The sequence below is a fragment of the Paraclostridium dentum genome (genome assembly GCF_012922555.1).
Taxonomy (GTDB): domain Bacteria; phylum Bacillota; class Clostridia; order Peptostreptococcales; family Peptostreptococcaceae; genus Paraclostridium; species Paraclostridium dentum.
The window spans coordinates 1-13,230 of sequence record NZ_WIPK01000008.1; the positions used below are offsets into that span (position 1 = coordinate 1).

The following is a 13,230-nucleotide window of genomic DNA, read 5'->3' on the forward strand; positions in this document are numbered from 1 at the left end:
GATACAGTACATGAAATGTGTAAAGATGAAGCTAGACATGGAAAAGCATTCTTAGGATTATTAAATAGACATTTTGGAAAATAATAATTAGATATATAAATAAGCCCTCATATTAGTAAATTAAAGTACTAATATGAGGGCTTATTTTGTGATTTAAAATAAAATTTATATAAAAAATGAATGTATAGTATGTACTATTTATAAAAAATTTTGGGAATTTCACACTGAATGATAAAATACTAACAAAAAACACATACTTTATAAAATATTTTATAAATAAATGTTTTATAATAAAATTTAAAATTAAAAAACAATAATATCTTATTTTAAAAAAAGTGATATAATAAATTTTATAAAAGGCAAAGGTTTTGCTAGAAATAATTTATTATTTTAAATTTAAATAAATAATAGATTGGAGCAAAAGCGAGGAGGCATATATGAAAGAATTATTAGAATTAAACCCAATAATTTGTGCGATAAAGGGTGATGCGCATTTAGAAGATGCTGCAAATTCAGACGGAGATATTGTTTTTTTACTAAATGAAGATATCCTTACTTTAAAAGAAAAAATAAAACTTTTACATGAACACAATAAGAAAGTATTTGTTCATATTGATATGATAACAGGGCTTTCATCTAGTCCTATAGCTGTAGATTATATGAAAAAAGAATTCAATTTGGATGGGATAATAACAACTAAAACTAATATAGTTAAAAGAGCTATAGAATTAGACTTAAAAGTTGTTCAAAGATTTTTCTTTATAGATTCTATGTCTCTGGAGAATGCAATTGAAAGTTTAAAGAGAGTAAAACCAGATGCGATAGAAATTATGCCAGGTGTAATTCAAAAGGTAATAAAAAAAATGAACAAAACTTATCCCAACGTACCTATTATATGTGGAGGATTAATAGATAGAAAAGAAGAAATAATTGGTGGATTATCAGCTGGAGCTATGGCTATATCTACTACGGATATTGATATGTGGTAATTCAGAAAAAGTAGCTTTTTCAATTGATATAGCAGTTTAGTTTATTAAATATCTAACAAAGTATTTTATTGACTGGAAAATGTTTTCGTGATAGCATTTAATTAAATTAATAACTGGCTGGAGATGAGAGAGCCCCCTATAAAAATGATAGGAGCTCTCTGTTTTTTTGCCTTATTTGACTAATTACATAAAATATCAAGGGAGGTATTGAGTTGAAAAAGACTTTATTAGGAGAGTGCATATCTGAATTTATTGGATCATGGATATTGATTTTTATAGGATGTGGAGCTGTAGCATCTATGGTATTAAGTGGAGCAGATGTTTCTCAATGGGAAATAGGAATAATATGGGGCTTAGCTGTAACAATTGCAATATATGTAACTGGAGCAGTATCAGGTACTCATATAAATCCAGCTGTAACAATTGCATTAATGGTACACAGAGATTTCCCAAAGAAAAAAGTATTGCCATATATTATAGCTCAAATACTAGGATGTTTTGCAGGAGCAGCAACAGTTTACTTGTTATTTAATAAGCTATTCTTATCATTTGAGAATACAAATAATATAGTAAGGGCGGGGTCAAACGGACTTACTACAGCAGGTATATTTTCTACTTATCCAAATGCTGCATTAAATTCATTTGATGCATTACTTGTAGAAACTTTCATAACTATGTTGTTAGTCATAGTGATATTAGCAGTAGGCGAAGAAAAAAATTCAAACAAACCTATGTCAAATTTAGCACCAGTTTTTATAGGAATAACAATAGCTATAATAGGAGCTAGTTTTGGAGTATTAACAGGCTTTGCAATGAATCCAGCAAGAGATTTTGGGCCTAAGATGTTTGCTGTTTTAGCAGGTTGGGGAAGCGGAGCACTAGGACCAGACATGTATTTTTGGGTACCTATAGTGGGACCTATAATAGGAGCCATCCTTGCAGGATTTGTATTCGATAAAGGCGTTAAAAAGTACATGAATTAAAATACATCAAGGATTTAAAATAAATAATCATTGGAGGCAAAGCGATATGAAAAAATATATGATGGCATTAGATCAAGGAACTACAAGTTCAAGAGCTATATTATTTGATAAAGAAGGAAATTTAGTAGCTACATCACAAAAAGAATTTACTCAATTTTATCCAAAGCCAGGATGGGTAGAACACAATCCTATGGAAATATGGGGAAGTCAAAGTGGTGTAATGAGAGAAGTGTTAGAAACTAATGGCATTAAACCAGAACAAGTTTGTGGTATTGGGATAACAAATCAAAGAGAAACTACTATAGTTTGGGATAAGAATACAGGTAAGCCGGTATATAACGCAATTGTATGGCAATGTAGAAGAACATCTCAGATATGTGATGAATTAGAAGCTAAAGGATATAAAGATAAAATAAAAGATAAAACAGGATTGATTCTTGATGCATATTTTTCAGCAACTAAGATAAAATGGATACTTGATAATGTTGAGGGTGCTAGAGAGAAAGCTGAAAATGGAGAATTATTATTTGGAACAGTAGATACATGGTTAATATGGAATTTAACTAGAGGTAAGGTACATGTTACAGATTACTCAAATGCAGCAAGAACAATGTTATATAATATAAAAGAGTTAAAATGGGATGATGAAATATTAGAAATACTAGATATACCAAAAAGTATGTTACCAGATGTTAAACCATCTAGCTATATATATGGACACACTGATGAGTATATGTTAGGTGGAGCGGAAATTCCTATAGCTGGATGTGCAGGAGATCAACAAGCAGCATTATTTGGTCAGACTTGTTTTGAAGAAGGATGCGCTAAAAACACTTATGGAACAGGTTGTTTTATGCTTATGAACACTGGAGAGAAGATGGTTGAATCAAAAAATGGATTACTTACGACTATAGCTTGGGGTGTTGATGGTAAAGTAGAATATGCTCTAGAAGGAAGTATATTTATAGGTGGAGCATCTATACAATGGTTAAGAGATGAATTAAGAATATTATATGATGCTAAGCAAAGTGAGTTCTATGCTGAAAGTGTAAAAGATACTAATGGGGTATATGTAGTTCCAGCTTTTGCAGGACTTGGAGCACCATATTGGGATATGTATGCAAGAGGATCTGTTATGGGGCTTACTCGTGGAGCTAACAGAGCTCACTTAGTTCGTGCTACACTTGAATCAATAGCATATCAAGTAAAAGATGTATTAAATGCTATGCAAGAGGACTCAGGCTTAGAGCTTAAAAACCTTAAAGTTGATGGTGGAGCTAGTGCTAACAATTTCTTAATGCAGTTCCAATCAGATATATTAAATGTAAGCATAAACAGACCTAAAGTACTTGAAACTACGGCGTTAGGAGCAGCATATCTTGCTGGGTTAGCAGTAGGATTCTATGAAAATAAAGAGGATATTAAAAAGTCTGTGTCATTAGAAAAAGAATTTGAGCCAAACATGAGTGAAGAAAAAAGAAACTTATTATACAAAGGATGGAAAAGAGCAGTAAATAGATCTCTTTTATGGGCAAAAGAAGACGAAGAATTTGAAAAAGAATTAGCTAGTGCAAAAAATTAATTATAAATTACAAGTAAAAGTTATATAATTAAAGTAAATAGTAAAAAAATTAAAGATTTATAGATATTGGCATTAAGCAATAAAGGAGATAAAATGGAAAAAATACTATTTGCTCATAGAGGAATGTCTACATTAGCACCAGAAAACACTGTATCATCATTTTCATTATGCAAGGATAAAGGAATAAAATGGTTTGAATGTGATATTGATATCTTAAAAGACAAAACTCTAGTAATAAACCATGATGATACACTAGACAGATGCACTAACAAAACAGGGTCTTTATATGATATTTGTAAAGAAGATTTAAAGCATATAGATGCAGGAAGTTGGTTTGGTGACGATTATATTGGAGAAAAAATACCTACTTTAGATGAGTTGATTGAATTGATAAATAAATATAAATTAAACGTCAATTTTGAATTAAAATCATGTTGCGGAGGTAAAGAATTAACGCAAGAACTTATACAGAGATTTGTAGAAGCTTTAAATAAATTAGATGATGGTATAGGAGTTATTGTATCGAGTTTTAACCCATTAATGCTATCTAAATTTAAAGATTTAAGTCCAAATACTTCTGTAGGATGTTTATTTGAAACACACACTTTACAAGATGATTGGTCTTCTATTATGGAAATGTGCAGAGCTGATTATATACATCCACAAAATGAAGGCTTAACTAAAGAAATGGTAGAAAAATTTAGAAGTTATGGATATAAAATTAATGTTTGGACTGTAAATGACCTAGCAAGAGCTAATCAACTATTTAATTGGGGAGTTACAGGTATATTTACAGATATAGCGGATAGGTTCCCTAAATCATATAAGTATAAAGAGGATATAGTTTGTGAAGCAAATATATAACCAAAATAATTTAGGGTAGTGACAGTTAAAATAATCTATGATAATATAGAATTATAAAAGGAAAACGATTTTAAAAAATGAAATATTATGGCGAAGAGATAAGAGAGCCTTCTATACATTGTATAGGGGGGCTCTCTATTTTTTTTTCAAGGAGGCAAAATTATGTATGATATAGCAATAATAGGAGCAGGGATAAGTGGAAGTGCCATAGCTAGAGAATTATCAAAGTATAATTTAAAAACAGTAGTTATAGAAAAAGGAATAGAAGTTTGCCAAGGAACTACTAAGTCAAATAGTGCTATAGTGCATGGTGGATATGATGCAAAGGTTGGAAGCTTAAAAGCTAAGTTAAATATAGAAGGTAATAAATTATATAAAGATTTATGTAAAGATTTAAACGTAGACTTTAAACAAATAGGATCGTTAGTTTTAGCATTTGATGAAGAAGAAATGAAACACGTTAGAGGTTTATACGAAAGAGGATTAGAAAATAAAGCGACTGGATTAAAAGTATTAAATAAAGAAGAAGTATTAGAACTAGAACCAAATGTTAATGACAATGTAGTTGGAGCATTACTTTGTGAGAGTGCAGGAATTGTTTGTCCATTTAATTTAAATATAGCACTTATGGAAAATGCTATGTTTAATGGGGTAGATTTAAAACTAGAATCTGAAGTTTCAGACATAGTTAAAGAAGAAGATTGTTTCAATATAAAAATAAAAAATAAAAATGATATAAAAGCTAAATATGTTGTAAATGCAGCTGGAGTTTTTGCTGATAAGATAAACAACATGATAGGTGGAGATGAATATTTTATAATACCTAGAAAAGGAGAATATAAAATATTAGATAAGAGTGAAGGAAAGATTGCTAATCATGTTTTATTCCAATGTCCAACTGAAAAAGGAAAAGGTGTATTGGTTACACAAACTGTACATGGAAATTTATTAGTAGGGCCAAATGCTACTGCTGTAGATGAAAAAGAAGATGTATCTACATCAAAAGAAGGAATTAGTGAAATCGTAAATAGCTCTAAAAAGACTATAGAAAATATTGATTTCAGAAAAACAATCACTAGTTTTGCAGGACTTAGAGCAACTCCAAATACAGGAGACTTTATGATATTTGCATCAAAGAAATGTAAAAACTTTATAAATGTTGGAGGAATAGAATCACCAGGTCTTGCATCAGCACCAGCAGTTGCAAAATATGTTGTAGAAATTCTTAAAGAAGAAGGATTAATGTTAAGTGAAAATAAAAAGTTTGAGTCTAAGAGACATAAGAATAAACCTTTCATAAAAATGACTCAAGAAGAAAAAGAAGAAATCATGAAGAAAGATCCAAGATATAAAAAAATAGTTTGTAGATGCGAAAGTATAACAGAGGGCGAAATTATAGATGCAATAAATTCACTATGTGGAGCTAGAACATTAGATGGAGTCAAAAGAAGAGTAAGACCAGGTATGGGAAGATGCCAAGGTGGATTTTGCGGACCTAAAGTTATAGAAATATTAGCAAGAGAACTTAAAATAGATGTGGAAGATGTTTTAAAAGACTACGAAAACTCTAATACTGTATTAGGAAAATCAAAAGAATTAAGGGGTGAGTTAGTTGAAATATAATGTTGTAGTTGTTGGAGGAGGACCTGCAGGTTTAGGTGCAGCAGTTGAAGCTAAACGAAATGGTGCAAAAGATGTACTTATAATAGAAAGAGACAGAGAATTAGGTGGGATACTTAATCAATGTATACACAATGGATTTGGATTACATGAGTTTAAAGAAGAATTAACAGGACCAGAGTACGCTCATAAATTCATAGAAATGGTTAAACAAGAAAATATTGAATACATGCTAGATACAATGGTTTTAAATATAAGTGAAGATAAGACTATAGAAGCTTTAGGTGAAGACGGAATAATAAATATAAAAGCAGATGCTATAGTTTTAGCAATGGGATGTAGAGAAAGAACAAGAGGAGCGATAGATATACCTGGATATAGACCAGCAGGAGTTTATAATGCAGGAGCTGCTCAAAGACTTTCTAATATGGAAGGATATATGGTAGGAAAAGAAATTGTTATATATGGGTCTGGTGATATAGGGCTTATAATGGCAAGACGTATGACATTAGAAGGAGCTAAAGTAAAGGCAGTAGTTGAAATAAACCCACACTCAAGTGGATTAACTAGAAATATTGTTCAATGTTTAGATGACTTCGATATACCTTTAATGTTAAGTACAGGAATAACACATATAGATGGAAAAGAAAGAGTAAAAGGGGTTACAATTAGTAAATTAGATGAAAACAGAAGACCTATAAAAGGAACAGAAGAATATATAAGCTGTGATACTCTTCTTTTATCTGTTGGACTTATACCTGAGAATGAATTGAGTGTTGAAGCTGGAGTTGTATTAGACAATAAAACTAGTGGACCTATTGTAAATAATTCTATGTCTACAAATGTAGATGGTGTGTTTGCATGTGGGAATGTTGTCCATGTTCATGACTTAGTTGATTTTGTTACAAAAGAAAGTAAGATAGCTGGAAAGAACGCAGCTTTATATTGCTTAAACAAGTTAAATAAAAATAAAGAAGTAAATACAGTTGCAGACAACGGAATTATATATATAGTTCCTCAAAATATAGATGTTAGTAGCGATGAAGATGTAAACTTATTTATGAGAGTAAGAGAAATTTGTAAAAATAAAAAGTTAGTTGTTAGAAGTAACGATGAAATTATTTTAGAGAAAAAGAGACCTCATATGATACCTTCAGAGATGGAGAATATAAAAATTAGTAAAGATTTATTTAAAGATATTAAAGGAAATATAATTGTAAGTGTAGAGGAGGCATAATTATGAAAAATGTTACTTGTACAGTATGTCCAATGGGATGTTCATTAGTTGTAAGTAAAGTTGATGGAGAGTATAAAGTTGAAGGAAATACATGTAAAAGAGGAGCAAAATATGGTGTAGAGGAAGTTACAAACCCGAGAAGAGTTATAACTACTACAGTTAAACTTAGCGGTTCTTATTTAAATTTACTTCCAGTTAAAACTAATGACTCTGTGCCTAAAGAGTTAATGTTTGATATTATGAAAGTTTTAGATAAAGTATGTGTAGGTGCACCTGTTAATGTGGGAGATGTTATAGTTAAAGACATATTAGGAACAGGTGTTGATATTGTAAGTTCTAAGAGTATGGAAAGCATGAATACAAGTGATAAAAATAGTGATCATGAATTAAGAGATTGTATATAATTAAAAATTAATAGACAGTAAAAATAACCTTCTTTATATATGAATTTATTTAAAGGAGGTTACTTTTATTGTTAGAATTATAAAGTATATAGCTTATTTTAGTAATAATTGAACAGTTAGTTAAATATACTTAAGTATAAAAAATAAAAATAAAAATTTTAGAGGAATATAGAAATTTTTATAGAATTATATATAATAGATAGAGTATGTGATAAATTATAATTAAATATTAGAGATTATAGGTTTTTTTAATTAATAGGGAAAGAGGTTAAAATCCTCTGCAGCCCCCGCTACTGTAAAGCTGATGAAACTTTTAAAACCACTGTAAATTTTACGGGAAGGAAAAGGAGTAAAGAGAAGCTAAGCCAGGAGACCTGCCTATAATTGAAAAATTAAGTTCTTCGGGGTGAAGGAAAATAATTGAAAGTATCATAGTTTAAAACTACTATGTCCGCTTTGTCATGTTATTAAATCCTAATCCAAAGATTGGGATTTTTTTATGTATGCCCTTTAAAACTTAGAGTTGATTTAGTCATTTTATCACATGAAACAATAATGTACTAAATAAAAAAAGAGAGGGATTTAAAATGAATTATTTAAAATTATCAGTTATAGCAGGGTTACTACTTGTAATCTTAAATCCTGTGACTTCACATGCAATGCACATCATGGAAGGATTCTTACCTATGCAATGGTCTATATTATGGACTGTCGTATTTATACCATTTTTCATATACGGGTTAAAATCAATAAATAAAATAGTAAAAGCTGATCCTAAAAAGAAAGTACTATTAGCTCTAGCAGGTGCATTTGTATTCGTATTATCAGCTTTAAAAATACCATCTTTAACAGGTAGTTGTTCACATCCTACTGGTGTAGGTCTAGGAGCAATATTGTTTGGGCCATCTGTAATGGCAGTAGTTGGAACTATAGCTTTACTATTTCAAGCTATACTTCTTGCACATGGAGGACTTACAACTTTAGGAGCAAATGCTTTTTCTATGGCTATAGTAGGTCCTATAGTATCATTTTTAATATTTAAATTCTGTAAAAAAAGAAATATTAGCACAGGAAAAAGTGTGTTTTTTTCAGCAGCATTAGGAGATTTAGCTACATATACTATAACTGCAACTCAATTAGCATTAGCATTCCCTGATCCAGCAGGGGGTATATTAGGGTCATTAGTAAAATTTTTAGGTGTATTCTTTATAACTCAAATACCTATAGCAATTGCAGAAGGATTATTAACTACACTAGTATACAATTTAATAACACAAAATGAAGAAGGAGTTGTAGAAGATGAGTACAAATTCGAAAGTCAAAACTAGAAATAAAAATATACTATTATTAATTTTAACAGTAATCTTAATAATAACTCCGTTAATATTAAACTCAACTGCTGAATACGGAGGAGCTGATGGAGAAGCAGAATCTTTAATTAGTGAAATAAATCCTAACTACAAACCTTGGTTTAATAGTTTATATGAACCACCTAGTGGTGAGATTGAAAGTTTACTTTTCTCTACTCAAGCAGCTATAGGGGCAGGAATAATTGGATATTTTTTAGGATATAAAAAAGGAAAAAAAGATAAATGTTAGAAATTGACAACTGTGCATATTTAAATAATATAAAAGATGTAAATCCATTGATAAAATTAGGAATTACATTTATAGGAGTTATAGCTTCTATGCTTACCCAAAATGCAAATATACATATACTTATAATGCTATTTATGACAGCTTTAATACTATTTATAGCAAGAGTAGATATGAAACTATACATTAAATGTTTAAAAATACCTATAATTTTTTTTATTATAGGTATTGGGTTAAATTTGATTAATATATCATTTGAAAATAAAGATTATATATTCAATGTAAATATATTAGGATTATACATAGGTACTACTGAATTTGCTGTAAAAAGCTCAGTAAACATATTACTTAGAGCTATGAGTTGTATTATATCAATTTATTTCTTAATACTTACGACTCCATTTAATCAATTAATAATAGTATTAAAAAAACTACATATTCCACATACACTTATAGAATTGATGATTTTAATTTATAGATTTATATTTATATTTATAGAAGAAGCAGAAGAAATATATAAATCACAACAACTAAAATTTGGGTATACGAATTTAAGGACATCATATAATTCAATGTCATTGCTTATAAAAACATTGTTTTTTAGAATGATGAGAAGATATGAAGATATGAGTATATCTTTAGATATAAAGTTGTATGATGGTAAATTTCACGTATAGGAGACTAAAATGTTTAAAGTAGAAAACTTAACATATAAATATGAAAAAAATAATAAAGCATTAGACAATATAAGTTTAGATTTTTCAAATGGGAATATGATTGGAATAATAGGTTCAAATGGTTCAGGAAAGTCAACTTTATTTATGAACTTAATGGGCATATTGAAACCTTCAGCAGGAAAAATTATTTATAATAGTAAAGAGTTAAGTTATAAAAAGAAAGACCTATATAATTTAAGAAGAGATGTAGGTATAGTATTTCAAGATCCAGATAAGCAGATATTTTATTCAAGAGTATATGATGATGTTGCATTTTCTTTAAGAAATATAGGATTAGAAGAAAGTGAAATAAATAAAAAAGTTTATAGAGCATTAGAATTAGTTAATGCTATAGATTTAATAGATAAACCAGTACATTTTTTAAGCTATGGGCAGAAAAAGAGAGTAGCTATAGCATCTGTTATAGCCATGGAAAACAAAGTTGTTTTATTAGATGAGCCAACGGCTGGATTAGATCCAATAAGTACAAAAGCTATTATAAAAATATTAAAAGAATTATGTGGAAAGGGTGTAAAGGTAGTTATATCGAGCCATGATATGGATTTAATATACGATCTTTGCGACTATATATATGTTTTAAATAAAGGTAAGATAACAATTGAAGGAAATTCTAATGACGTTTTTAAAGATGACTTAAAAATTAAAGAGGCAGGATTAAATAGTCCATGGCTTGTAAAAATACACAAAAATATGAATTTACCTTTATTTAGAAAAGAAGAGGATTTATACGATTATTTTAATAAAATATGTATAAATTCTGTTAATAATTAGCCCCTAATCTTATTAAGTTAAGATTAATATATATATAATAAATAAATACCTTTAGTCTAAATTTAATCCTTGGATATATATCTGAGGATTTTTTCTTTGTAAGGAAAATTAAAAAAATGGATATGATTAATATGGGCTTTTAATAAATTTGAATAAATATAGATAATAGATTAAAATATACATATAACATATACAATCAGGAGGTAATGATGGATATAGATTCACTAAACCCCGCCCAAAAAGAAGCGGTATTAAAAACAGAAGGGCCAGTGCTTATATTAGCAGGAGCTGGTTCAGGAAAAACGAGAGTTTTAACAACAAGAATAGCTCATCTTATGAAAAATAAAGGAGTACATCCTAGTAATATATTAGCAATAACATTTACAAATAAAGCTGCAAATGAAATGAAGGAAAGAGTTGAAGAAACTATAGATTCGGATGTTAAAGATATGTGGATAACAACTTTCCATTCATGCTGTGTTAGAATGCTTAGAAAAGATATAAATAGAATCGGATATAATAGATCTTTCGTTATATATGATAGCTCAGACCAAGTTACTTTAGTTAAAGATTGTTTAAAGGAATTAAACTTAAGTGATAAATCTTTTGAACCTAAAGTAGTTATAAGTTACATTTCTGGAGCAAAAGATAAATTATTAAGTCCTAAAGAATATAAAGATATGCATAGAAATGATGCGAGAATGAGTAAAATTGCAGATGTATATACTTTATACCAAGACCGTTTAAAAAGAAATAGTGCACTAGACTTTGATGATTTAATAATAAAAACTGTTGAGTTATTAAAAAAGGAAGAAAGTGTACTAGCATACTATATAAATAAATTTAGATATATAATGGTAGATGAGTATCAAGATACAAGTAAAGCTCAATATGAATTTATAAAGTTGTTAGCTAAAGAGCATCAAAACATATGTGTTGTTGGAGATGATGACCAAAGTATATATGGATGGAGAGGTGCAGATATAAGAAATATACTTGAATTTGAAAGAGACTATGATGATGTTCATGTAGTAAAATTAGAGCAAAATTATAGATCAACTCAAGTTATATTAGATGCAGCCAATACAGTTATCTCTAATAATATAGAAAGAAAGAGAAAAAAACTTTGGAGTGAGCAAAAAGAAGGCGAAAAGATTAAGATACAAGTGACATCAGACGAGATAGAAGAAGCGGATTTTGTTGCTGATAATATATGGAGAATTCATAGAAAACAAAACAAACCTTTTAAAGATTTTGCTGTGTTATACAGAGCGAATGCACAAGCTCGTGCTATAGAGGATGCTTTAAATAGAAGTCAAATACCATATAATATATATGGAGGAACTAAATTCTATGAAAGAAAAGAAATAAAAGATTTAGTTGCATATTTAAGAGTTCTTCAAAATGTCCAAGATGATATATCTTTAAAGAGAATAATAAATGTTCCTAAAAGAGGAATTGGACTTAGAACAATAGAAAAAATAGAAGATAGAGCTAGCTTAAAGCAAGAGAGTATATTCTCCGTTCTTTTAGATGTAGATACTAACTCTGATATATCTACAAAAGCTAGAGCAAATATAAATGGATTTGTAGATTTAGTAGGAACTCTTAGAGTAATAAAGGATGCTTATTCAGTAAGTAAACTTATAGAAAAAGTTTTAGATGTTACTGGATATTTAGACGAACTTGAAAAAGATAAAAATGAAGACGCTCAAGACAGAATAGACAACTTAAAAGAGTTTATATCAATTGCTATTGAATTTGAAAATAGTAGTGAAGAAAAAGATTTAGAAACATTTTTAACTAATGTAGCTCTTACTTCAACAGAAAGTGATGATGAAGAAAATGACAGAGTATCACTTATGACAATCCATACATCTAAGGGACTTGAGTTTCCAGTTGTCCATTTAGTTGGTATGGAAGAAGGATTATTCCCTATATCTAGAGCAGTAAGATCTATGAGTGAATCTGATATAGAGGAAGAAAGAAGACTTTGTTATGTTGGGATAACAAGAGCTAAAAAAGAACTTTTCATGACACTTACAAAGAAAAGAACTCTTTATGGAAAAACTAATCCATCTATACAATCTAGATTTATGGAAGAACTTCCAGAGGAGTGTATAGAAAAATTAAATAAAGAAGAACATGAATTAAGCTATTCTAAAGCTAATTACAATATATTAGATAAATATAAGCAAAAATATATGAAATCTATGAACAAGGCTAGTGTAGCAAATAAGGTAAATGCCACTATAAAAGAAAATAAACCAGAACCTACATCTGATGATATAAAATTAGGTTCAAAGGTTTATCATCCTAAATTTGGGGTAGGAACTGTAGTAGCAGCTGTTGGATCTGACTTAACAATAGCTTTTAATAATCAAGGTATAAAGAAGATAAATAAAGAATATACGACACTTGATTTATTATAAAATAAAAGTTTTAAG

The 13,230-nt window shown here is 29.1% G+C and carries 12 protein-coding genes, 1 pseudogene and 1 riboswitch; all 13 genes and pseudogenes read left to right on the forward strand.

Going from position 1 to position 13,230, the window contains the following annotated elements; genetic code table 11:
* Positions 1-84, forward strand: a pseudogene (locus tag GFJ41_RS19620) (NADH peroxidase); the annotation flags it as partial.
* A 353-nt stretch (positions 85-437) separates the two neighbouring features.
* Complete coding sequence (locus tag GFJ41_RS12210; protein ID WP_035117033.1) at positions 438-989, forward strand: glycerol-3-phosphate responsive antiterminator; 552 nt, start codon at positions 438-440, stop codon at positions 987-989.
* A 212-nt stretch (positions 990-1,201) separates the two neighbouring features.
* Positions 1,202-1,972, forward strand: coding sequence for an MIP/aquaporin family protein (locus GFJ41_RS12215; protein ID WP_052169207.1), 771 nt, complete (start codon positions 1,202-1,204; stop codon positions 1,970-1,972).
* A 46-nt stretch (positions 1,973-2,018) separates the two neighbouring features.
* Positions 2,019-3,554: a glycerol kinase GlpK gene (glpK, locus tag GFJ41_RS12220; protein ID WP_035117031.1), complete on the forward strand. Its 1,536-nt coding sequence runs from the start codon at positions 2,019-2,021 to the stop codon at positions 3,552-3,554.
* Between the two features lie 93 nt (positions 3,555-3,647).
* Complete coding sequence (locus GFJ41_RS12225) at positions 3,648-4,418, forward strand: glycerophosphodiester phosphodiesterase family protein (protein WP_170075453.1); 771 nt, start codon at positions 3,648-3,650, stop codon at positions 4,416-4,418.
* 162 nt (positions 4,419-4,580) lie between these two features.
* Positions 4,581-6,041 (forward strand): NAD(P)/FAD-dependent oxidoreductase, encoded by a 1,461-nt coding sequence (locus GFJ41_RS12230; RefSeq protein ID WP_021428399.1) that lies wholly within the window; start codon positions 4,581-4,583, stop codon positions 6,039-6,041.
* Positions 6,031-7,275, forward strand: coding sequence for an NAD(P)/FAD-dependent oxidoreductase (locus GFJ41_RS12235; protein WP_021428484.1), 1,245 nt, complete (start codon positions 6,031-6,033; stop codon positions 7,273-7,275). Before GFJ41_RS12230 ends, GFJ41_RS12235 begins: the two co-directional genes overlap by 11 nt.
* Before the next feature lie 2 nt (positions 7,276-7,277).
* On the forward strand, positions 7,278-7,679 hold the full coding sequence (locus tag GFJ41_RS12240) for a DUF1667 domain-containing protein (RefSeq protein WP_206001553.1): 402 nt from the start codon (positions 7,278-7,280) through the stop codon (positions 7,677-7,679).
* A 223-nt stretch (positions 7,680-7,902) separates the two neighbouring features.
* Positions 7,903-8,075: riboswitch (cobalamin riboswitch) on the forward strand.
* Between the two features lie 191 nt (positions 8,076-8,266).
* Positions 8,267-9,007: an energy-coupling factor ABC transporter permease gene (locus GFJ41_RS12245; protein ID WP_035117024.1), complete on the forward strand. Its 741-nt coding sequence runs from the start codon at positions 8,267-8,269 to the stop codon at positions 9,005-9,007.
* Positions 8,979-9,278 carry an energy-coupling factor ABC transporter substrate-binding protein gene (locus tag GFJ41_RS12250; protein WP_021428421.1) on the forward strand — a complete coding sequence of 100 codons (300 nt, stop codon included), beginning with the start codon at positions 8,979-8,981 and terminating at the stop codon, positions 9,276-9,278. The genes GFJ41_RS12245 and GFJ41_RS12250 overlap by 29 nt, the downstream gene beginning before the upstream one ends.
* Positions 9,272-9,952, forward strand: coding sequence for a cobalt ECF transporter T component CbiQ (gene cbiQ, locus GFJ41_RS12255; protein WP_170075454.1), 681 nt, complete (start codon positions 9,272-9,274; stop codon positions 9,950-9,952). The genes GFJ41_RS12250 and cbiQ overlap by 7 nt, the downstream gene beginning before the upstream one ends.
* A 9-nt stretch (positions 9,953-9,961) precedes the next feature.
* A complete protein-coding gene (locus tag GFJ41_RS12260) occupies positions 9,962-10,783 on the forward strand; it encodes an energy-coupling factor ABC transporter ATP-binding protein (RefSeq protein WP_170075455.1) in 822 nt (273 codons plus the stop codon).
* A gap of 209 nt (positions 10,784-10,992) precedes the next feature.
* Positions 10,993-13,215, forward strand: a complete 2,223-nt coding sequence (locus GFJ41_RS12265; RefSeq protein WP_021428386.1) for a DUF3553 domain-containing protein — start codon at positions 10,993-10,995, stop codon at positions 13,213-13,215.
* Positions 13,216-13,230 lie beyond the last annotated feature (15 nt).

Bases quoted from the DNA above. Each gene is read 5' to 3' on its own strand.
- GFJ41_RS12245 (WP_035117024.1), top strand. From the start codon at position 8,267: ATGAATTATTTAAAATTATCAGTTATAGCAGGGTTACTACTTGTAATC.
- GFJ41_RS12210 (WP_035117033.1), top strand. From the start codon at position 438: ATGAAAGAATTATTAGAATTAAACCCAATAATTTGTGCGATAAAGGGT.
- glpK (WP_035117031.1), top strand. From the start codon at position 2,019: ATGAAAAAATATATGATGGCATTAGATCAAGGAACTACAAGTTCAAGA.
- GFJ41_RS12265 (WP_021428386.1), top strand. From the start codon at position 10,993: ATGGATATAGATTCACTAAACCCCGCCCAAAAAGAAGCGGTATTAAAA.
- GFJ41_RS12260 (WP_170075455.1), top strand. From the start codon at position 9,962: ATGTTTAAAGTAGAAAACTTAACATATAAATATGAAAAAAATAATAAA.
- GFJ41_RS12250 (WP_021428421.1), top strand. From the start codon at position 8,979: ATGAGTACAAATTCGAAAGTCAAAACTAGAAATAAAAATATACTATTA.
- cbiQ (WP_170075454.1), top strand. From the start codon at position 9,272: ATGTTAGAAATTGACAACTGTGCATATTTAAATAATATAAAAGATGTA.
- GFJ41_RS12225 (WP_170075453.1), top strand. From the start codon at position 3,648: ATGGAAAAAATACTATTTGCTCATAGAGGAATGTCTACATTAGCACCA.
- GFJ41_RS12240 (WP_206001553.1), top strand. From the start codon at position 7,278: ATGAAAAATGTTACTTGTACAGTATGTCCAATGGGATGTTCATTAGTT.
- GFJ41_RS12230 (WP_021428399.1), top strand. From the start codon at position 4,581: ATGTATGATATAGCAATAATAGGAGCAGGGATAAGTGGAAGTGCCATA.